Source organism: Actinotignum vesiculae (genome assembly GCF_051267215.1).
Lineage (GTDB): Bacteria > Actinomycetota > Actinomycetes > Actinomycetales > Actinomycetaceae > Actinotignum > Actinotignum schaalii.
Map to the genome: position 1 here is coordinate 40,370 of NZ_JBOZGG010000011.1, position 21,563 is coordinate 61,932.

Below are 21,563 nucleotides of genomic sequence, written 5' to 3' on the forward strand. Positions count from 1 at the left end.
GGGGCATATTTGTGTCGGGGCCCTACGTTAGGATTGCCCCATGGAGATGATGGAGCGGGCTGAACACAGGCGTGATGCCGCTCTAGCCTGCCTGGATTCCGCCGAACAAGCAGCGCGTGGGCAGTTCTTCACCCCGCCTGCCGTTGCTGGAATCATGGCACGGATGGTGCGGATGTCGCGTCTGCCGGAATCTGGCGTGATCCGCATCCTTGATCCCGGTGCGGGAACCGGGATGCTCAGCGTTGCGGTGGCTAGTTATCTGCGCGCGGCTCGCCCGAATCTCACGCTTGAGCTCACCGCGGTTGAGAACGATCCGGATCTTCTCCCCGCGCTCAGGGAGGCCCTGGAGGACTGCGCCCGCTTGGGTGCCACGGTCACGCTTGTGCCGGAAAATTACATCGAATGGGCTCCGCGGGCGCGGCAATATTTCGATCTCATTATTCAGAATCCTCCGTATCACAAACTCCGCGTGGGCAGCCCGGATGATGTAGCGCTGCGCGCGCATGGAATACAGGTTCCTAATGTGTATGCGGCCTTCATTGCACTGGGGATTCGCCAATTGACGCCGCAGGGCCAGATGGTGGCTATTTCGCCGCGCTCGTGGATGAATGGCACCTACTATTCACACTTCCGCAAGGATCTCACCAACAGGGTTTCCCTTGACGCGATTCACACCTTTGAGTCTCGTTCCCTGATTTTTGGGGATATGGATGTTCTGCAAGAGTCGCTCATTATGTGTGTGAGCGCGGGAATCCAAGGAGATCGGATCCTCATCCGTTCTTCCATGGATGCTTACGCTCCGGTTCGTGAACGCACTGTATCAGCCGCGGAGGTCATCCGATCCAACGCTATTTTTGTGCCGGCCTCGCAAAGCGATAGCGATGCGGTTTCCTGGATGGAAAGTTTCCCCTATACTTTGGCTGATCTCGGGCTCAGTGTTTCAACTGGCAAGGTGGTTGGTTTTCGCTGCAAAGAAATAGTACATACTGATCCCGACCTTCGCTCTCAACGCTTGATCTACCCGGCGAATATCGTCGATCACCGGGTTGTTCATCCGCGAGCCACACTGTCAAAGCCGCAGTGGATTCACCCCGTAGATAGTGCCGGGCTAAAACTGTTATGTCCGGCCGGAAGCTATGTGCTGGTAAAAAGATTCTCCTCCAAAGAAGAAGCGCGCAGGATTGTATCGGCCGTTTGGACCAGCGCAGAGCCCTCGGCTTTCGACAATAAGCTCAATTACATCCACGAATCCGGTGGCGGCCTCGACCCGGTGCTGGCCCGCGGGATCGCACTCTGGCTTAACTCCCCGCAGATTGATGCCTACTTCCGTGTTTTCAGTGGCCATACTCAAGTGAATGCCACCGATCTTCGCCTCCTTAAATTCCCGGACCGTCATGCGCTGGTCAGCTATTCCTTGGGCCATACAATGAAAAACATGGATAAAAAGCCACTCGAGCAGAAAGATTCTCCACTGCTGCAGCTGTGGAAAAACGGCGACGTACAGGAAGCAACAATTCTCTGGCCGGGCCTTCGTAAGCTTGCGTCTACGCCCGCCGAGCCTACGCCCGATGAGCCAGCCGCAAGCGAGATTCTGAAACAGATGCGCGAAGAAGAACGCTACTAGGATTCCCGAGCCGCAAGCCATGCGGGAATAGCACCACCAGGAATCGTGTTAAACCGAGTGCACCCCACCTCGGGGCTGAAGAAGGAGGCGCACCATGGCAACAGAAGAATTTGATCGCACTATTGAACTAAAAGTAACCGGGATGACCTGCGAAAACTGCGTCAAGCACGTAAGCGCGGAACTCGATGCTCTCCCGGATGTCAACAGCGTGCTCGTCACCCTAAACCCGGAAGGCACCTCCTCGGTGCTCGTGTACACCCCGCACGATTTTTCCGACGACGACCTCAAAGCCGCAGTAGCCGAAGCCGGCGACTATACCGTGACCGAGATCATCCGCTAAATGACATCCACCACGCCGGATAGCGCAGCTCCCGTTGCCGAAGTGAACCTCGCGATTTCCGGGATGACCTGCGCTTCCTGCGTGGCGCGCGTGGAAAAGAAACTCAATAAGCTGCCCGGGGTGCGCGCCTCCGTCAATCTCGCCACCGACGAAGCCCGCCTCGAACTCAGCGAAACCGGGGCGCAGCTGGACACCGCAGATTTCCTCGCCCAGGTCAGCGCGGCCGGCTACGAGGCCCAGCTCATTTCCCGCACGGACCTCACCCCAACGGCCGGGCGCGGCACTACTACAGGCGCGGGCGCCCGCACGGGCACTACCAAACCGCACGACGACGCACACCCGGCCACCACAACCGCGAGCACGCAAGCCGAATCCGCCCACGCAGCAGCTACGCGTGAAGCAGCCGACGCTCAGGCGAGCGCCCGCATCGCCTCGCTGCGGCGCCGTTTCTGGATCTCGCTGGCCCTCTCCATCCCCGTGGTGGCCCTCTCCATGATCCCGGCCCTGCAATTCCCGTACTGGCAGTGGGCCATCGGTGCGCTCACCCTCCCGATCGCGCTCTGGTGCGGCTGGCCCTTCCACCGGTCGGCCGCCGCCGCGCTGCGCCACGGCTCCACCACCATGGACACCCTCATCTCGCTGGGAACACTGGCCTCGCTGGGCTGGTCGATCTGGGCGCTACTGTGGGGCGGAGCCGGCGGCGCCGACTACCGCATGTCCATGACTGGCATCCACGCGCTCACCACCGGGGCCGCGCACGGCTCCCACGTGTATTTCGAAACCGCGGCCATGATCGTCACCTTCCTCCTCTTGGGGCGCTGGCTGGAGACCCGCTCGCGCCGCAGTGCCGGCGATGCGCTGCGGTCCCTCCTCGCTTTAGGGGCCGACGACGCACGCCGGGTACGCACCGCCTCCGGAGCGGATGTTGATGAAATTATTTCTGCCAGCGACCTGGCCGTCGGGGACGAATTCCTCGTGGCCCCCGGCACGAAAATTGCAACCGACGGGGTGGTGGTCTCCGGGACTACCGCGGTGGATGCCAGCCTCCTCACCGGCGAATCCACCCCTATTGACGTGGGCCCGGGCGATGAGGTGACCGGGGCGACCCTCACCACCGCCGGTGCGATCCGGGTGCGGGCCACCCGGGTGGGCCGCGATACCACCCTGGCGCAGATGGGCCGCCTCCTCACCCGCGCCCAATCCGGGAAAGCCCCGGTGCAGGCCCTGGCGGACCGGGTCTCCGCGGTATTTGTGCCCGCCGTTATCCTCATTGCGCTCGCGACGTTCGGGGTGCGCCTGGCGCTCGGCAACCCCCTGGACCTGGCCATCATGACCGCCATTACCGTGCTGGTGGTGGCCTGCCCCTGTGCTCTAGGCTTGGCCACCCCCACCGCGCTCATGGTGGGTTCCGGGCGGGCTAGCCAGCGCGGCATCCTTATCCACGGCCCGGAAACCCTGGAAAGCGCCCATAGCGTAGACACCATCATCTTGGATAAAACCGGAACCCTCACCACCGGAACCATGGCCGTGGACCGGGTGATTCTCCCGCCGGCGGGGGCTGATGGCGCGGCTGGCGGCGTCGTCGCCACACAAGAAGCCGCGGACAAAGAAGCGGCGGAAAAAGAAGCGACCCACGAAGAAAACGCGCACAACGAAGCGAAAGAAGCGTTGGCCCTGGCCGCGAGCGTGGAGAACTATTCCGAGCATCCCCTCGCCCGCGCCATTGTGGCCCGGGCACGCGAGGAGGGGCTGGAGCTCGCCCCCGCCACCGATTTTGAGAATCTGGCCGGGCAGGGCGTGCGCGCCACCATCGGCGGGCAGCGCTACTACGCGGCCTCGCCGCGGGCGCTGCGGGAGGCCGGCGTGGATCTCTCCGGGTGGGAGGCTGTGTTGGAAGAAGCCGCGAGTGGCGGGGCGTCCCTGGTGATGCTGGCACGCGAAACCGGCGCACACGAAGCGCTCGCCCTCGTGACGGTGCGCGACCAGCTGCGCCCCACCTCCGCCGCGGCCGTCGCCGAACTCAAAAACCTGGACCTCACCCCGATTTTGGCCTCCGGGGATAACGCGGCCACCACCCGCGCGGTGGCCCGGGCCGTCGGCATCGAGATCGTGCACGCCGAAGTCCTTCCCGAGGACAAGGTCCGGGTGGTGGAAGCGGTGCGCGCGGAGGGCCGGCGGGTTGCGATGGTCGGGGACGGGGTGAACGACGCCGCAGCTCTGGCCGCCGCGGACCTCTCCATCGCGATGGGCTCGGGCACGGACGTGGCCAAAGCCGCCTCCGATATCACCATCGTCAATTCCGATCTGCGCAATGTGGGGGCGGCGCTGCGCATCTCCGCCGCCACCTTGCGGGTCATCCGCCAGAATCTGGCCTGGGCTTTCGGCTATAACCTCATCGCCATTCCGGCGGCGGTGGCCGGAATTATCCTCCCGGGGTTGGCCGCCGCGGCCATGGCTTCCTCCTCGGTTATCGTGGTGCTCAATTCGCTGCGGCTGCGCCGGGCCGAGTAGTGCCGCTCCGAATCGCTGGGCGCACGCCGCCGCACGCGCACCGCGACCGGCACCGCGCCCACCGAATAACCGCGCCAGGTCACAGGAGAAACTAATACCTATCAACTAGACTGGGCTGGTGCGCCACAACGAGGAAACGAGCCCGGTCCAGCCGGCGGAGGTAGAAGCCGCCCCGGCTGCGGTAAGCGCGCCCGAAGCGCCCGCTTCCGTTTCCGCCGCTTCACCGGCGCTTGCGGAAACTTCCCTTGAGGAGCACACCGAACCTGCCGAACCCGCCGAGCCCGCCGTGCACCGCGTCCTCCTCGTGGACGAAATCGCGCGCTGGACCCGCCGCCCCGCCAACCTGCTGCGCGGCATCCTCTTCACCCTGGCCATCGCCGGGATGCTCCTCATCTCCCGCTTCGGCTACACCACCACCGTGGCCGTCACGCACGACGTCGCCAACGCCGCCCCGGATACCCTCCGCACCATTTTCTCCATGCCTATTAACGTGCTCGAGGGCCTCGTCTCGCTTTTCCTCCCCCTCCTGCTTTTCTTCGATATCATCCGCTACCGGCGCTGGCGCACCCTCGTGACCGCGCTAGTCGCCATGGCCGGCGCACTCGCCATCTGCTACGGTTCCCTGTGGCTTTTCGAGCGTTTCATGCCCACCTCGCAAATCACCATCGACCTCTCGGATACCATCCAAGAACAGGCCGCCGTGGGCATGCTCCCCTACGTTTCGATTATCGCCACCATCCTGGTGGTGGCCGCTTCCGAACGTCAGGGCCGGCTGGTGCGCACCGGCTGGTGGGCGCTGGGAATCGTGCTGGTGCTGTCCGTGCTCCAGGGCGCCCAAACCCTGACCGGCGCGCTCACCACCGTATTCGTGGGGATGGCCTGCGGCTATTTCGCGCTCTACGCTTTTGGGGATTCGCCCGACCGCGCCACCGGCGCCGCCGTCGTCACTCTTATTCGACGCGCCGGCCTGGACGCACGCAGCATTATCCGCGTGGATGCGGGCGACGACGCCGATATGCACGCGTGGTCCGTTCCCGTAACCGGCCCGCTCGGATATGTGGATACCGCGATTCTCAAAGAACTGCGCGAGGCGCTCACCGGCCACAGCGGAATGGGCGGCGATACCGGCCGCAGCGCGCAGACCAACGCCGCTTTCGCCGCCGACGCGGGCGCGGAAACCGAGGGCGCACTCCCCGCGAGCGCGGCGGGCGCCTACCAGCTGGGCGAACCGGAGGACGATATTAACGTGCGCGCCCTCATCGCCCGGGCCCGCCACGAGGTCCGCCCGCTTATCGGGGACGTCAATTCCCGCCACTACGTGGTTACTTTGGCCGACGGCGCCCATTACGTTGCCGCCCTCATTGACTCGGATCGTGCGGTCCTCGGGCGCCTGGCCAGTGCCTGGCAGCGAGCCACCCTCACTCAGGTCACCCAGCGGACCGGGGATAACGTGGAGGAAACTGCCGAACGCACCCTCCTCATGGAAGCCCTCGCGGTGAACGCCGGGGTGGCCCCACGGCGCGATGCACATTACGCGGCGGCTGGCGCGTCCGCCGTCGTCGCTTTTGCTGATATCGAGGCCGTTCCCCTCACGGATCTGGAGCCGGAAGATATCTCCGACGCGGCACTGGACTCCATGTGGTCCACGCTCGAACGCGCGCACGCACGCGGGCTCACCCACCACGATATTCGCGCCGGGGTGGTCGCGGTGCGCGGGGATGAAGCCCTCATCACCCACTGGCGCAACGGCAGTTTTTCTTCCAATGAACTTTCCCGGCATATTGATTTGGCGCAGCTGTACCTGCTCCAGGCGGTGGCGGTGGGCCCGGAGCGCGCCGTCGCTTCCGCGCTGCGCTGCATTTCCCGCGACCGGCTTTCCTCGGTGGCCCCGACGATCCAGCGCACCATTATGCCGGCGCAAACCCTGGCCGAACTCGAGGATAAAAAGGGCGTGCAGCGCATGCGCGAGGTGCTCCTGGAGGTCCTCCCGCAGGATATGGGCACCGCCACCCAAACCATCCAGCTGCGTAAATTCTCCGCGAAGACGATTATTACCATCGTCATCGGGGTGCTTGCCATCTTTATTCTGCTCGGCTCCATTAATTTCACCGAGCTGCAAGAAACGATTCGCAACGCCAACCCGTGGTGGATGCTCGCCGCCTTTATCGCCAGTTTCGCAACGTACGTGGGCGCGGCGCTGTGCCTGAAGGCCTACACGGCCGAACGCCTGCCGCTGTGGGAAACCAGCGAGGTGCAGATCGCCGCCTCGGTGCTGGGGCTGGTTATGCCGGCCGGTATCGGGCCGCTCGCTCTCAATTTGCGCTACCTGCAACGCAACCAGGTGGCCACCCCGGTCGCGGTGGCCACGGTGTCCCTGGTGCAGATCGCGCAATTTATTACCACGGTGCTGCTGCTATTGGCCCTCGGGCTGCTCACCGGCGACTTCGGGAATCTTTCCATCCCGAGCACCTCCGTGATGCTCATCGTGGCGGCGGTGGCGGCCCTGGGCGCGGCCGTCTACTTCATTCGCCCGCTGCGCCGCAAGGTCATTGAGCTGGTGCGCCCCACCATCGAGCAGGTGTGGCCGCGCGTGGTGTGGCTGGCCACCCACCCGTCCCGGATTCTCGCCGGTTTCGGAGGTTCGCTCCTCATGACGGTGAGTTTCGTGGCGGCCTTCGGTTTCTCCCTGGCGGCCTTCGGCGAGACCCTGCCGGTGGTCACCCTCGCGATCACCTACCTGGTTTCTAATTCGGTGGGCTCCCTGGTGCCCTCCCCCGGTGGTATCGGCCCGGTGGAAGCGGCCCTCACCGGCGGACTCACCATCGCGGGCCTACCGTATTCGGTGGCCTTCTCCACCGCGATCCTGTACCGCCTGCTCACCTTCTGGGCGCGGGTACCCATCGGCTGGTTCGCGCTGCGCCACCTCCAGAAGAAGGACATTATCTAATGCGCGGCGGGCCGGCGCGGGAGCTGGACGCGCGCGGGGTGCGGGAGCTAGAAGTGCGCGGGGTGCGGGAGCTGGACGCGCGCGGGGTGCGGGCATATTCCCGAAGGGCACCGGTGCGCGCGTGGGCGCCGCGCGCGGTACTCGCGTGGGCGCGCACCCACTGTGATACGACGGCGCTGCTCCTGGCCGCGGGAGCTTTCGCCGTGTACATGTTCTTTTCCTGGTATACCTGGGTGAACTTCTCCTCTCCTTCGTGGGATCAGGGTATTTTCACCCAGCTGGCCGACCAGTACGCCCGCTGGCAATTCCCACCCATCGTGGATATTAAAGGCCCGGGCTTCAACCTGTGGGGCGATCATTTCCATCCCATTTTGCTGCTGACCGGGCCGCTGTTCTGGCTCTGGCCATCGGGGTTGAGTCTGCTCACCCTGCAAGCGGTGCTTTTCGGGATCTCGGTGTATCCCATCGCGCGTTTTGCCCGAGCGCGGGTGGGGGCTGTGCCGGGCACCCTCATCGGGGTGGCCTACGCGGCCAGCTGGGGGCTCACGTCCGCGCTCGTGGTGCAATTCCACGAAATCGCCTTCGCGGTGCCCTTGCTCGCTTTCGGGCTGACAGCCTGGCTGGAGGGCCGCTACCGGAGCGCCGCCGTGCTCATCTCCCTGCTGGTTTTCGTCAAGGAGGACCTCGGCCTCACGGTGGCCTGCTTCGGGGTGCTGGTGGCGCTGCTCAGCTGGCGCGGAGCGCGCGGGCACGGCGGTGCGTCCAGCACCGGTGGCGTGGCTGCGGCCGGCAGCGCAGGGCAGTGCGGCGGCCACGGCGCGCGCGACTGGCCCGAGATGGCCGGCATTGGCGCCTTCCTGGCCGCCTGGGGCACCGCCTGGTTCCTGGCCGCCACCCAGGTCATCCTCCCGGCTTTCAATAATTCCGGGCAGTGGGACTACGCCGGGCGGGTGCGCGAAGGCCTCAACCTGGCGAGCATGATCCTCGAGCCTAACCGCTGGGGCACCCTCTGCTATATCGTGGCCGCCCTGGGAATCGTGGGGCTGCGCAGCCCGTGGGCGGCGCTGCTGCTGCCCACTCTCGCCTGGCGCTTCGCGGGGGATAACCCCTACTACTGGACAATTCTGTGGCATTATTCGGCGGTGCTCGCGCCGATAATCGCCGTCGCGCTGACCGATGGGCTCGCGCGGGCGGGCGCGCGCGGCGTCGTCGTACCACCACCGGAGGCGCAAGAATCTGAAGCTCCCGCGGCCGCAACCACACAGCACGAAACTTTAGGTGTGCTGGCTCGCCGCCCGCGCCTGGCCGCGGCGGCCCTCGCCCTCGCGCTCGCCTCCAGTGTGCTCGGCACCGCCTCTAACGGCTTCGGCTCGTGGCTCACGGGGCGCTCCAATACCCAGCAATACGTGTATTTTTCCGATTACGGCGCCAGCCAAACCGCCGAGCAGCGCGACGGGGCCCGCGCGGCGGTGGCGGCGGCAGGCACCGGGCGGCATATCCTCGCCGACGTGGTCATGATGGCCTACGTGGTGCCGGGCAATACCGTGTACTGGGAGCACAGCTACGGCGGCGCATATATTGACACGGTGGTGTTCTCCAACCGGCTCAACCACGGCGACGGCGCCCAGGTGGTGGCGTGGATTACCGCGAAAGTTGGCGGGCAGTGGCATATTGTCACGGAGGACGCCGGCTATGTGGTGGTGGCTCGCGACGGCACGGACGGAAGGTGAGGAACGCATGATGATGGCTCGCCGCACGGCAGTTTCGCGCCGCATGCCGGTGCCGCGCCGCGTATTGGTATCGCACCGCACGGGAGGCACCCGCATGAAGCTGGCTCGCACCGCGACCTGGTACCGCCCGCTGCGCACCGACCCGGTTCCCTACCTGGTGGCGCTCCTCAGCTTCATTCTTTTTACCGCTTTTTCGCTGTACCAGTGGGCTTCTATGCAAACCTCCTCCTGGGATCTGGGCATTTTCACGCAGCTCGCCCAGCGTTACGCGCATCTCGAAGCACCCACCGTGGATATTAAAGGCCCCGGCTTCAACCTGTGGGGCGATCATTTCCATCCCATCCTGGTGGTGCTCGGCCCGATTTTCGCGCTGTGGCCCAGCGGCGCCACCCTGCTTATTGTGCAAAACGCGCTCTTCGCAATCTCCGCGATTCCACTCACCCGCCTGGCGCGGGCACGCTGCGGGGCCGGGGCGGGAACTGCTTTCGGCCTGCTCTACGCGGTGTCCTGGGGGCTATCGGCCGCGGTGGCCGCGCAATTCCACGAGATCGCCTTCGCGGTGCCCCTCCTCGCCTACGGGCTGACGGCCTGGGTGGGGGGCCGCTACCGGCGCGCCGCGCTCCCGCTCGGAACGCTCGTCTTCGTGAAGGAAGACCTCGGCCTCACGTTGATCGCTTTCGGTGCGGCCGCGCTACTGGCGGAGTTTTTCGCGCAGAGGCGGGCGGTTTGCGGCGTAGCGGGGCAGAACGGTAGCGCACCGGGCGCAGGCCGCAACGTCACGGAAACGGTGCAGGGCGTAACGGAGCAGCACGACGACGGCGCCGCCACGGCGGCGCGAACTCGGAGTGCGCGAGCTCGGACGGTCTGGGCGAGCCCCGCGGGGCGCTGGGCGGTGGGCCTGGCGATATGGGGCGCGGTGTGGTTTGTACTTTCTATCTGGGTGCTGCTGCCGGCTTTCAATCCGGATGGCGCCTGGGACTACACGGATCGCCTCACGGGCGATGCTGGGCTTTTCACCGGAGCGGCTACGAAGCTGATGACCCTGGCGGTGCTGCTGGGCAGCGCCGGAGTGGTGGGCCTAGCCAGCCCGTGGATTCTGCTCATGCTCCCGACTCTGGCCTGGCGTTTCACGGGAAACGTGGAGTTCTACTGGGGGCTGGACTGGCATTATTCCGCTGTGCTCATGCCGATTGCCACCATCGCGCTGCTGGATGGGCTGGGGCGGCTGGAGCGTTCTGTATGGCTTCGGGCACGGCGTGAGCATGCCGAGCACGCGACGCATGGCGAGTGCTCCCCGCGCGGCGAGTGCACCCCGTGCGGTGAATGCGCCACGGGCAGCGAACGTGCCACGCGCAGTGAACGTGCCACGGGCAGCGAACGTGCCACGCGCAGCGGGCACGTCAAGCGCGGCTTGATCGTGCTCGCGTTGGCCGCCAGCGTGATTGCCACGCTGGTCGGTACCCGCGCGAACGCGGTGGGCTGGTGGATCCAGGGACGTTACGACGGAGCGAGCGCGGAGGAGCGAGCCGGCGCGCGGGAAGCCCTGGCCGCGGTGCCGGATGGTTCCCACGTGGTTACTGATATACACATGCTGGCCTACCTGGTGCCGAATAATACGGTGTACTGGGAGGGAACCCGCGGGAATGCCGGGGCGAACGCGGTGGTCTTCGCGCCTCAATCGAAGGCCAACCACGGGGATGCGCAGCAGATTCTCGACTGGGCTAGCACCACCTTCGGGGGCACCTGGCATATTGCTAGCGATAAAGGCGGCTACGTGACCGTGCTGCCCGGCGAAGCCCCCGCGCGCGAGGAAGGAAAATAACACGGCTGCACCTAGATCTATCTCAGCGTCTTCTGCTCGCCCGCTCTATCGCGACGCGACCGGGCTGCTCCTTGTTTTCCTCGGTGGCGGGGCCGGCACGGTAGCCCGCGCGCTCGTCCCGAGCGTGGCGGCGCCGATTATCGTCAATCTCGCGGGGTCTTTCCTCCTCGGCCTCATCACCGGTTTCTTCACCACGGGCGTGCACCGGTACGGGGCTCGGTTGCGGCTGCTGCTCGGCACCGGTTTCTGCGGTGGTTTCACCACCTATTCGAGCTTCGTGGCGCTCAGCGCCCACTTGGCCACCGGCGAGGTCCTCAGCGGGGCGCCTGGCGAGCTGGCGCGGCTGGCCGGGCTGGCTGCGGGAGGCACTCTTTTCGGTGGTTTCCTGCTGGCTTTTGCCGGGATGGCCTGCGGGCGAGCGCTGGGCCGGCACTTCCTCGCGGCGCCCGCGCAACCCGCCGCACCCACATTACCGGCTCCGCCTACGTTACCTGCACCATGTACACCGCCCACGGACACGGACACGGACACGAGCACGGGCGGTGATGCGGCATGACGCTCCTGCTTCTTGGTCTAGCGGGCGGGCTGGGCGCCCTGTGCCGCGGGCTTCTTGATTCTTTCCTCACCGCACGGCTCAAGCCGACGTGGCCGGCCGGGATTTTCACGGTGAATGTGATCGGCTGTTTCCTCTTCGGGCTAGTAACCGGCGGCGGGGCGCTTTCCGCCTGGATCGGTCCGTACAGTCTTTACGTCACCACCGGTTTTTTGGGTGGTTTCACTACGTTTTCGACGGCGATGACCGACGCCCTCGGCCTCTTCGAAAAGCGCCGCTACTGGGCCTGCATCAGCCTCCTGCTCGGGAATTTCCTCCTCGGCATCGCGGCGTTCTTCGCCGGCCTGGCGCTCGGGTAGAGCCGGGTAGAAAACCAAGAGCCGGCGAGCTCCTGGTTCAGAACACTCAAGCCATCAAGGATTATGCGGCCGCAAACCGCTGGTTAGCACCCTGGCGTGTCATACCCAAAACATCACCAATGGCTTGCCACGTTTTACCGGCGGCACGAGCCCGAGCGACCGCAGCGTCTAGCCGATTGTCCGCCGCTCGTAGCTCAATTTGAGCCACGGCAACTTGCGCGAGATACGGGTCATCAACGGTCGCAATGGGATCTGGCCCCTCGCCACCGTTCGCGTTTTCCACTTCATCAAGCATCTCTTCAATAGAGCGTTTCACGAGAAATCGCCTTTCAGTCGCAGAAATTTTTTACGGGCTTTCATAGCGTGGAAAATACGGTCATCATCGCTAATACACAGTTCGAGCAGTTGCCCAGACTGGCTTGGCCCGATGATCAACACGTAGCCGTCCATGTAATGCGTTTTTATCGCATTACGGGCGGCATGCCGAATATCTTCAGCTGCAATGCCGTGCCGGTACGCGCTGTCCTCTATCTCCACACTGTCAACAGTAATTACCAGAACCCCGAACGTCAACGAAAATTACCAGGAGCATGGAGAATCTCCACAACACATAACCCCGCGATTACATAAACCTCAGATCCCCCAGAAAGCACATTATTTTCCACAGATGCCCTGCGTGTTTTCACCCCTGTACTGCACTCGTAACACATACGAAGTACAGCTCAGAAAATACCACCCACCCGCCAACAGGCCAGGCTCGAACCGCGGCGGCAGCACGTGGTGCGCGAAAGCCTGGCCCCCGCCCACACAATCTGATATATTCTTCAACGATCAGGGGGTGTCAGAGACCGATGCCCCGATCAACACCCCATACTCACCAACGCGCAGGGAGGCGAATATGACCATCGGAGCAACATTCACTCGCCGCGGCGAAGGCTACAGCCGCGACGCCCGCTATATCACCACGCGCGTGAGCCGCGACAGCGCCAGCTTCCCCGTGGAGCCGGGGCGTTACCGCCTCATCGCGGCGCGCGCCTGCCCGTGGGCGAATCGCACGCTGATTGTGCGCCGCTTGCTCGGGCTGGAAAATGCTATATCGCTGGGCATCCCCGGCCCCACCCACGATGAGCGGTCCTGGATTTTTGACCGTGATGCGGGCGGGGTGGATCCGGTGCTCGGGATCCATTTCCTGCGGGATGCCTACCTGGCCCGCGACCCGAATTTCTCCTTGGGAATTACGGTTCCAGCCCTAGTGGATCTTGCTAGCGGCGCCGTCGCCACAAATGATTTTGCGCAGATGACGCTCGATTTTTCTACCGAGTGGCGCGATTTTCACCGCGAGGGCGCCCCGGATCTCTACCCCGCGGAACTGCGCCAGCCCATGGACGCGCTCATGCGCTATATCTACACCGAGATTAATAATGGCGTCTACCGTTGTGGTTTCGCCGGCAGTCAGGAGTCCTATAACCGCGCCTACCTGCGCCTTTTCACGGCGCTGCGCAATATTTCCGAGCTGCTGGAGGGCCGCCGTTACCTCATGGGTGACCACATCACCGAAGCGGATGTGCGCCTCTTTACCACCCTGGTGCGTTTCGATGCCGTCTACCACGGGCATTTTAAATGCAATGAAAAGAAACTGACCGAGATGCCGGTGCTCTGGGCCTACGCGCGCGATCTTTTCCAGACCCCCGGGTTCGGGGACACCGTGGATTTTGAGCACATCACCTCGCATTATTACCGGGTTCATCTGGACGTGAACCCCAACCAGATCGTGCCGCTGGGCCCGGATACCTCCGGATGGCTCAGCCCGCACGGTCGCGCAGCCCTGGGAGGCTCGCCTTTTGGTGGGCCGGCCACCCGCGGGGAACGCTCCACCGCGCCCGGGCCGGTTGCTCCCGGCGAGGAAGTTCCACTGGCCGCGCGCGCCGGGCACTGGGGGAATATCCACGAAGAACTCGCGCGCGCCACAGAAGCCGCGCACAGCCGTGCGCAGGGAACCGAACACAGCCGCACGCACGGCAGCAACGGCGATGTTATCCACCCGCGGAACAAGTCCCGCGATTGGAGCGCAATTCGTGGGATACTCAATGTATGAACGAACGCGCAGGAACCCCGGCCCGCCCCGAAGATCTCATCAATGTTGATGAGCTGGTGGCGGCATATTACGATATCGAACCCGATCCGACTAACCCCCTCCAGCAGGTGGTTTTCGGAACTTCCGGCCATCGTGGCTCAGCTTTCGATGGCGCCTTTAATGAAGCCCATATCGCGGCAACCACGCAGGCGATCGTGGACTACCGTAACAAGCAAGGCTATGACGGCCCCATTTTCGTGGGCCGTGATACCCACGGGCTGTCCCTCCCAGCGGAAAAAACCGCTATCGAGGTGCTGGTAGCCAACGGCGCTGATGTGCGGGTGGATGCTCGCGGCTCGTGGACTCCCACCCCGGCGGTCTCGCTGGCCATCCTGGAGGCGAACGGCGCCCCGCACGCGCTGCGCCTGGACGGCCCGGGCCTGGCGGACGGCATCGTTATTACGCCGTCCCACAACCCGCCGCGCGATGGTGGCTTCAAGTACAACCCGCCCAATGGCGGCCCGGCGGATACCGATGCCACGAAGTGGATCGCGGCGCGGGCCAATGAACTCATCGCCGCGGGGTGGAAGAACATCGCCCGCGTGCCCTATGAGGATGCGGTCACGAAGGTAGGCACCTACGATTTCCGCGATGCGTATGTCACCGCGCTGGATACCATCATTGATTTCGAGGCGATCCGCAAGGCGGGCGTGCGCATTGGCGCGGACCCGATGGGCGGCGCCTCGGCCGAATACTGGCAGGAAATCGCGGACCGCTACGGTATTAACCTGACCGTGGTCAATCCCGAGGTGGACCCGGCCTGGCCTTTCATGACTCTGGATTGGGACGGCAAGATCCGCATGGATTGCTCTTCGCCCTACGCGATGGCGGGCCTGCTCCACCGCATGGAACCGGATGCGAGCGGCCGCGCCCCGTATGACCTCGCCACCGGGAACGACGCCGATTCCGACCGGCACGGCATCGTCACCCCGGACGCCGGCCTCATGAACCCCAACCACTACCTCGCGGTGGCCATCGAATACCTCTTCACCCACCGCCCGCAGTGGTCCGAGCGGGTGAACGTCGGGAAGACCCTGGTGTCCTCCTCGCTTATCGACCGGGTGGTGGCCGGCATTGGCCGCACCCTCGTGGAGGTCCCGGTGGGCTTCAAGTGGTTCGTATCCGGCCTGGTGAGCGGTGAGATCGGCTTCGGCGGGGAAGAATCCGCCGGCGCTTCCTTCCTCCGCAAGGACGGTTCGGTGTGGACCACGGATAAGGACGGGCTTGTGCTTGATCTGCTCGCGGCGGAAATCACCGCGGTGACCGGCAAGTCCCCCTCCCAGCTCCACGATGAGCAGGTGGAACGCTACGGTTCCTCGGCTTACGCCCGGATCGACGCCCCGGCCACGAAGGAAGAAAAAGCCAAGCTCGGCAAGCTTTCCCCGGCGGACGTCACGGCCACCGAACTGGCCGGCGAGCCGATTACCGCGAAGCTGGTGGAGGCACCCGGGAACCACGCGGCGATTGGCGGCCTCAAGGTCACCACGGAAAACGCGTGGTTTGCGGCCCGGCCTTCCGGCACGGAGGATGTCTACAAGATTTACGCCGAATCCTTCCGCGGCCCGGAGCACCTGGCCCAAGTCCAGGAGGAGGCACGCGCCGTGGTTGCGGCCGCGTTGGGTAACTAAATAAGTAGGTCACTACATAGGAATGAAGACGACGCGGGGCGGGTGGCACAGCCACCCGCCCCGTCCCCTTGCCAACGGCCCAATAATGGCAGGTAGCTTCTTCCCCGTGCGGCGACCGACAATTCCCGAAGCGCCTTCCAGAAATCTGGGCGAATGAGGGAGCGGGGCGGTGGCTCGTGGCGGAGCCTGGCGCGTGCTCTCATCAAAGTATTTATTTTGTTGGGATGCCGGGCATTAGTTTGCTAAGCTGATCGCAACATGACCGGTTCCGCTGCCCACTTCGGTGGGAGCCCAGGGCCGGTCCTTTTCCACCTCTCGCGACTGGCCTTCGTGAACGCCGCTGCCAGTGGTTGTTAGCGGCGGCTGACTGCGGGGTGGTGCTGCCGCTTCAGAACGGGACGGCTTAGACGAGAGTGTCAAGGAATTGAGTCCGTCGTGGAGGTCATTGAAAACGGCGTCGTCTTCCGGAAGCTCGCCAGCCATGATCTTCTCCACGTGTTCAATTGGAGGCGAAGATCCTTCGATTCGGGAGCGGTAAGACGAGACTTCGGCAGGTGGAGGCGCGGGCCGGGCCAGTGGGTGATGAGCCAAGTCAGGTTGAAAAACCGACAGAATCTCTTACTCCCAGCCTATTGCAAAATGCGGCGTGGTATACATTATGCGCAGCACACTTTTTACGACGACGCGGGGGGGGTGGCACAGCCACCCGCCCCGTCATCTTTGGCGATATCCCTAGTCCTTAAATAGTTGATGGCTTTGCTATGGGCAAACATCCAGATCCTAAAACCAACGGGGAACAGGCTCAATCTCTTCCATTCGCGCTAGTACTTCGCCCGGGGTTATACCGCTGCTGAACCAAGAAGTATCCGCAGCATTGACAACGTCCCTCACACACGAAGCGAAAATTGAGCCGGTTTCCGCACTCGGGCGTGGCAAATATGTTTTCGCCACGGAAACAAGTTGGCGGCCGTATCTATCGTCGATAACAACAACCACAAGCTCCCCCTGCCGCGCGGCGTAAAGAGCGTGGCTTGCAGTGAGAAATTCTCCGAGGTTGTTTCCATCCTCAAGAATTTTAGCTGGAGGTCTACCGTCGAGACGATTGCGGCGACAAATGTCAGTAATGGCCCGATTCATCGCCGGAGACAAAAGTACTGAATCCGATAGAACCGTCAGACTCCCTCGGAGTTCCCGCCAACAGGCATCCGCGAGTGTCCGAGCGAACTTCGGGCGTGCCATCACCCGCACAAGTTCTTTCTCGACCTGCTCGCAAACCGCTAGGATCGCACCCTTTTTCTTGGCCCAAGAAGTGAGGATGCCATGCTCCCCGGAGGCCAAGAAATGCAAAAGGGAGCAGGTGTCGAAGAGGATAATCACATCAAACCAGAGATGTCGTCGTTAGATATATCTGGGACGTGGTGCACAACCGAAGGTGGAGGACCTAAAGCGCTCACATCCACTCCTAGAATCTCAGCTACCACTTCAGCGGTAACTTTTCCTTGCGCGAACGCCTCCTTAGCTTTTTCTTGTAAATACACCGGAGGTCTTTGCGAAGATTGAGAAACAGAAGCCTCCCGGGCATGACACTGACTTATCCACCCGTATTCTTCCGCAAGCTTCCTCGTGGAGTACTGCCTGAGCTCACTGAGTTCCTTCGAACCAATCAGACCAGCGTTAGACATCTGGAAGGCAGCAATTTGAGGCGAGACACCGTAGCCCCGCACAAGGCTATTGAGCCACGCCTTCTTCGGATATCCGGACTGCTGAGCGCAGATTGTTTCGGTGGCAGATAACGGTAAAAGCAAGTGGCGAGCAAAGGCATGGGCGCGAGTTTCCGACGGCCCCGAATAGCCATGATTCTTTGCACTAGTGAGATCTTCTTGAAAGACAAAATGCCCTATTTCATGAGCAACTGTCGAACGAAACCTCGCGTAAGGCAGAGCGCTATTAACAACAAAAACAAAAGAGTCGTTTTCTTCGTCCCTCGCCGTGAGACCGTGCTCGTCACCGCCTACGGCGATACACAAAACATCCACGTGGAGGAGTTTCGGCAACTCAAGAATGTCGCTAATCGGATCAGTGCCCAAACCGAATTTTTCCCGGAGACGGAGCGCCGCGCCACTCCCATCAGTTTCGGCACTCATGGTGCTGTCACCATACGCAAAGCAGCGAAGTAATCGAAAGCCGCATCACGCATCTTTTTCATGGCGCCGTCTTTTTCGCCCGGGCGCGCAGCAAAAGTAATATCGTCCTGGATCAGTGTTCGGCCAAAAATAGCCTCAACCCCTACGCCCAGCGCAGCCGCTAGGCGCAAAACATCCGCCCCGTTTACGTCTCCCATGCCTGCCTCAAGCCTGGTGAGCACAGGCAGAGCAACGCCGCTTTTACCGCTTAAGTCTTCACAGCTAAGCCCCTGGTGGGCACGGTATTTTTTAACCTGCTGACCTACCGCCAGGGCATATTCGTTTACCTGTTCCATCGCGCGGCTCCTCGTTGGATGGTGGTTCTTCACCTCACAGTATTGCAGAAACGTGACGCCGTAGGAATAACGCGCAGCACACTTCTTACGACGACGCGGGGCGGGTGGCGCCGCCCCGCCAGCAGCCGAGGCAGAAGGGGCGGGAGCGGCAGTGGCGGCGTCGTCGTTCTTCCCGCTCTCAGCACCGGAGCCCGGCACCGTGGCGGTGGCCCGGGCGTCAAGTCGGCACGCACACCACGGAAGCGAACGGAACACGCATCCACGATCCGCGCGCGGGACTCTAGAATAGATCCGTTAGAAACCTCAATCAGGCGTTCTGAGAAGTCGTAGAAGAAGGAGCCGCATGTCTATTCCCACCCCGCCCGTTGGCGTTGCAGATATCGGAGTGACCGGGATGGCGGTGATGGGCTCGAATCTGGCCCGTAACCTCGCCAGCCGCGGCTACAAAGTTGCTATCCACAATCGCACCGCCGCGAAAACCGAGCGGGTGATGACCGAGCACGGCAGCGAAGGGGAGTTCTACCCGAGCGAATCCATGGCGGATTTTGTGGCCTCGCTGGCCCGCCCGCGGGTGGCCATTATTATGGTCAAGGCAGGCAAGCCCACCGATGCGGTGATTGAGGAACTCGCCGATCTCATGGAGCCGGGCGATATTATCGTGGATTGCGGGAATTCACTCTTCACCGATACCATGCGCCGCGAAGCAGAGATTTCCGCGCGCGGGCTGCATTTTGTGGGTACCGGGGTCTCCGGCGGTGAAGAGGGCGCGCTCAAGGGCCCCTCGATTATGCCCGGCGGCACCCGCGAATCCTATGATCGCCTGGGCCCCATGTTTGAGGCGATTGCCGCGCGCAAGAACGGCGAACCGTGCTGCACCTACGTGGGCCCCAACGGCGCCGGCCATTTCGTGAAAATGGTGCATAACGGCATCGAATATGCGGATATGCAGCTCATCGCGGAAGCTTATGATCTTATGCGCACCGCCCTGGGAATGAGTGCCGCGGAGATTGGCGATGTTTTCGAGCGCTGGAATTCCACCGAACTGGATTCCTACCTCATTGAGATCACCGCCGAGGTGCTACGCCAGCGCGATGCCACCACCGGCGCCGCGCTCGTGGATGTGATTGCGGACGCCGCCGCCCAGAAGGGCACCGGGGCCTGGACCGTGCAAAACGCCGCTGCTTTCGGGGTGCCCGCCACCGGGATCGCCGAAGCAACCTTCGCGCGCAGCCTGTCCGGGGACGCCGCCGAACGCGCCGCCGGCCGCGCCCTGCCCGGGCACACCACCGAGGTCACGGTGGAGGATCGCGAGCGCTTCATCGAGGATATTCGCCTGGCCCTCTACGCCTCCAAGATGGTGGCCTACTCCCAAGGTTTCGAGCTCATCCGCAAGGGTTCCCTGGAGAATTCCTGGGGCATTGACCTGGGCGCGATGGCGCGGATTTGGCGCGCGGGCTGCATTATCCGCGCGGCTTTCCTGGACCGCATCACCGAGGCCTACACCCGCCAGCCCGATCTCCCGCTCCTCCTGGCCGACCCCTATTTCAGCTCCGAGATTTCCGGGGCGGTTGAGGCCTGGCGCCGGATTGTGGTATTCGCCGCGCAGCGCGGGGTGCCGATCCCGGCCTTCGCGTCCTCGCTGGCCTACTACGACGGCGTGCGCGCCGAACGCCTCCCGGCCAATCTCATTCAGGCCCAGCGCGATTATTTCGGGGCGCATACCTATCGCCGCCTCGATACCGAGGGCGTGTTCCACACCGTGTGGCAGGATCCGGCTCGCCCGGAAGAGCGCTGGGACTAGGCCAGCTGGGCTAAGTAGCTGCGTTTAAGAACGCCAGGGCCGGGCGTGCTGGGGCCAATCAACGTTTGTTGAGTTATCCACAGATGTGACATATCCCGGGGCGCCGTTCCCGCCGCACTAACCTTCGGTAGCGTAACCTTGAAGAGTAGTACCGCGGGCGCGGGCCTCCCGAATTCTCAACGGGGTGCATAACTATCCCTCGCCAGTGGCTATACACCACAGCGACTGCACCTCGGTGGCAAGATCCGTTCCACATCTTGCTGCCGAGGTGCTTCTACCCCGCCTCGGTCCGCGGGAACGTTACGTAGCACGACGACGACGCCGCGCTACCGCGCGGCCTGCCGGCCCGAGGTCCTAGCGGGCCAGCACCGCGACCACCCCGAAACCCTGTTCCGTGACAGTGTCTCCAAAAGATGCCATATTAGTTAAGGTCTATACACAGCGCGGAACTGGCATAATGCCGCATTATGCACATAGCCTTGAATTATGGTGTCCCGTATAAGTACACTCATGGATGGGTTAGGACTTCCTTCCCTAACAATTTTTTACTCTACGCAAAGGTAAACGATGAAGAAGACAGTTCGCGGCTTTTTCGCGCTTGTGGCTGCCGGCACCCTCGCTCTGGGCGCTTGCTCCAATGACTCGGCCAAGGATACCTCCTCCCCTTCGGCCGCCGCTTCAGAACCCGCCGCTGAGGCCACCTCGGAAGCCCCCAGCAGCGTTTCGATTACGGATTCGCACGGCACCCACGAAGTTCCGGTCAATCCGGAGCGCGTGGTTTCCCTGGATAACCGCACTTTCGAAACCCTGCATGAATGGGGCGTCAAGCTCCTCGCGGCCCCCAAGGATGTGATGCCGAAGGACGATCCGTACGTCAAGGATGACTCGGTCGTGAATATCGGCAACCACCGCGAACCGAATTTCGAGGCGATTACCGCGGCCAACCCGGATCTGGTTATTGTGGGCCAGCGCTTCGCCCAGCATTATGACAAGATCAAGGCTGCCGCTCCGAACGCCGCGATTATCGATATGAATATCGTGCTACCCAAGGAAGAACAGGATGCGGACGCCAATAAGTCCGGCGAACTGCTCATGGACGGCATGAAGAAGGACGTTGAGGATCTGGGCAAGATCTTCGGCAAGGAAAAGGAAGCCGCCAAGCTCAACGCGGACTTGGATGCCGCGATTGCCGCCGCGCGCGATGCCTACCCGGCCGGCCAGAAGGTGCTGTCCATCAACACCAACGGTGGCAAGATGGGTTACCTCGCCCCGGGCGTGGGCCGTACCCTCGGGCCGCTCTACCCGCTCCTCAACCTCACCCCGGCCTTCGATCTGGGTGAAGGAACCTCGAACCACAAGGGTGACGAAGTTTCCGACGAAGCTCTGGCGCAGGCCAACCCCGAGTGGATCCTCATTATGGACCGCGATGCCGGCGTGGGCGAAGGCAACGAAGCTCACGGTGCTGATCTGGTAACCAACTCCCCCGCCATGGCCAATGTGCCGGCGGTGCAGAAGAAGCAGATCCTGACCATGCCCGCGGATACCTACGTCAATGAAGGTCCGCAAACCTACATCGAATTCCTCAACGACCTGGCTAAGGCCTTCAAGGCCGCCAAGTAGCTCAGGCTAGAGGCT

The 21,563-nt window shown here is 63.1% G+C and carries 18 protein-coding genes; 12 read left to right on the forward strand and 6 right to left on the reverse strand.

Features of this window, described 5'->3' with window-relative positions; genetic code table 11:
- Window positions 1–40: 40 nt before the first annotated feature.
- The 8 genes from ACRQHG_RS06840 (at window position 41) to ACRQHG_RS06875 (ending at window position 11,886) form a co-directional block, all read left to right on the forward strand.
- Entirely contained in the window at window positions 41–1,624 is a 1,584-nt protein-coding gene (locus ACRQHG_RS06840; protein WP_284896053.1) for an Eco57I restriction-modification methylase domain-containing protein, read from the forward strand.
- A 94-nt stretch (window positions 1,625–1,718) separates the two neighbouring features.
- A complete protein-coding gene (locus tag ACRQHG_RS06845; RefSeq protein ID WP_284889779.1) occupies window positions 1,719–1,964 on the forward strand; it encodes a heavy-metal-associated domain-containing protein in 246 nt (81 codons plus the stop codon).
- A complete protein-coding gene (locus ACRQHG_RS06850) occupies window positions 1,965–4,475 on the forward strand; it encodes a heavy metal translocating P-type ATPase (protein ID WP_284896051.1) in 2,511 nt (836 codons plus the stop codon). It begins immediately after the preceding gene.
- Window positions 4,476–4,593: 118 nt separating this feature from the next.
- Window positions 4,594–7,422, forward strand: coding sequence for a lysylphosphatidylglycerol synthase transmembrane domain-containing protein (locus ACRQHG_RS06855; RefSeq protein WP_284896049.1), 2,829 nt, complete (start codon window positions 4,594–4,596; stop codon window positions 7,420–7,422).
- Window positions 7,422–9,152 (forward strand): DUF2079 domain-containing protein, encoded by a 1,731-nt coding sequence (locus ACRQHG_RS06860; protein WP_284896047.1) that lies wholly within the window; start codon window positions 7,422–7,424, stop codon window positions 9,150–9,152. The genes ACRQHG_RS06855 and ACRQHG_RS06860 overlap by 1 nt, the downstream gene beginning before the upstream one ends.
- A complete protein-coding gene (locus ACRQHG_RS06865; protein WP_284896046.1) occupies window positions 9,115–10,974 on the forward strand; it encodes a DUF2079 domain-containing protein in 1,860 nt (619 codons plus the stop codon). Before ACRQHG_RS06860 ends, ACRQHG_RS06865 begins: the two co-directional genes overlap by 38 nt.
- A 64-nt stretch (window positions 10,975–11,038) precedes the next feature.
- On the forward strand, window positions 11,039–11,530 hold the full coding sequence (locus ACRQHG_RS06870; protein WP_284896152.1) for a fluoride efflux transporter FluC: 492 nt from the start codon (window positions 11,039–11,041) through the stop codon (window positions 11,528–11,530).
- Window positions 11,527–11,886 (forward strand): fluoride efflux transporter FluC, encoded by a 360-nt coding sequence (locus ACRQHG_RS06875; RefSeq protein WP_284896044.1) that lies wholly within the window; start codon window positions 11,527–11,529, stop codon window positions 11,884–11,886. The genes ACRQHG_RS06870 and ACRQHG_RS06875 overlap by 4 nt, the downstream gene beginning before the upstream one ends.
- 61 nt (window positions 11,887–11,947) lie before the next feature.
- Here ACRQHG_RS06875 and ACRQHG_RS06880 read toward each other — a convergent pair whose 3' ends face one another.
- A complete protein-coding gene (locus tag ACRQHG_RS06880) occupies window positions 11,948–12,202 on the reverse strand; it encodes a hypothetical protein (protein WP_274735777.1) in 255 nt (84 codons plus the stop codon).
- Window positions 12,199–12,423 (reverse strand): hypothetical protein, encoded by a 225-nt coding sequence (locus ACRQHG_RS06885; RefSeq protein ID WP_284896043.1) that lies wholly within the window; start codon window positions 12,421–12,423, stop codon window positions 12,199–12,201. The genes ACRQHG_RS06880 and ACRQHG_RS06885 overlap by 4 nt, the downstream gene beginning before the upstream one ends.
- Window positions 12,424–12,784: 361 nt before the next feature.
- Here ACRQHG_RS06885 and ACRQHG_RS06890 point away from each other — a divergent pair, with 361 nt between their 5' ends.
- On the forward strand, window positions 12,785–13,981 hold the full coding sequence (locus tag ACRQHG_RS06890; protein ID WP_284896041.1) for a glutathione S-transferase family protein: 1,197 nt from the start codon (window positions 12,785–12,787) through the stop codon (window positions 13,979–13,981).
- Window positions 13,978–15,648: a phosphoglucomutase (alpha-D-glucose-1,6-bisphosphate-dependent) gene (pgm, locus tag ACRQHG_RS06895; protein ID WP_284896039.1), complete on the forward strand. Its 1,671-nt coding sequence runs from the start codon at window positions 13,978–13,980 to the stop codon at window positions 15,646–15,648. Before ACRQHG_RS06890 ends, pgm begins: the two co-directional genes overlap by 4 nt.
- Window positions 15,649–15,882: 234 nt before the next feature.
- On the opposite strand, the gene ACRQHG_RS06900 is transcribed toward pgm, so the two are convergent.
- From ACRQHG_RS06900 to ACRQHG_RS06915, 4 genes are all read right to left on the reverse strand, one after another.
- Entirely contained in the window at window positions 15,883–16,143 is a 261-nt protein-coding gene (locus ACRQHG_RS06900) for a hypothetical protein (RefSeq protein ID WP_284896036.1), read from the reverse strand.
- Between the two features lie 285 nt (window positions 16,144–16,428).
- Window positions 16,429–17,025: a PIN domain-containing protein gene (locus ACRQHG_RS06905; RefSeq protein ID WP_284896035.1), complete on the reverse strand. Its 597-nt coding sequence runs from the start codon at window positions 17,023–17,025 to the stop codon at window positions 16,429–16,431.
- Entirely contained in the window at window positions 17,022–17,792 is a 771-nt protein-coding gene (locus ACRQHG_RS06910) for an ImmA/IrrE family metallo-endopeptidase (RefSeq protein ID WP_284896032.1), read from the reverse strand. The genes ACRQHG_RS06905 and ACRQHG_RS06910 overlap by 4 nt, the downstream gene beginning before the upstream one ends.
- Entirely contained in the window at window positions 17,789–18,127 is a 339-nt protein-coding gene (locus ACRQHG_RS06915) for a helix-turn-helix domain-containing protein (protein ID WP_026428999.1), read from the reverse strand. Before ACRQHG_RS06915 ends, ACRQHG_RS06910 begins: the two co-directional genes overlap by 4 nt.
- 343 nt (window positions 18,128–18,470) lie before the next feature.
- On the opposite strand from ACRQHG_RS06915, the gene gnd reads away from it, so the two are divergent.
- Window positions 18,471–19,928: an NADP-dependent phosphogluconate dehydrogenase gene (gene gnd, locus ACRQHG_RS06920; RefSeq protein WP_284896030.1), complete on the forward strand. Its 1,458-nt coding sequence runs from the start codon at window positions 18,471–18,473 to the stop codon at window positions 19,926–19,928.
- Between the two features lie 567 nt (window positions 19,929–20,495).
- Window positions 20,496–21,548 carry a siderophore ABC transporter substrate-binding protein gene (locus tag ACRQHG_RS06925; protein WP_284896028.1) on the forward strand — a complete coding sequence of 351 codons (1,053 nt, stop codon included), beginning with the start codon at window positions 20,496–20,498 and terminating at the stop codon, window positions 21,546–21,548.
- Window positions 21,549–21,563: the final 15 nt, after the last annotated feature.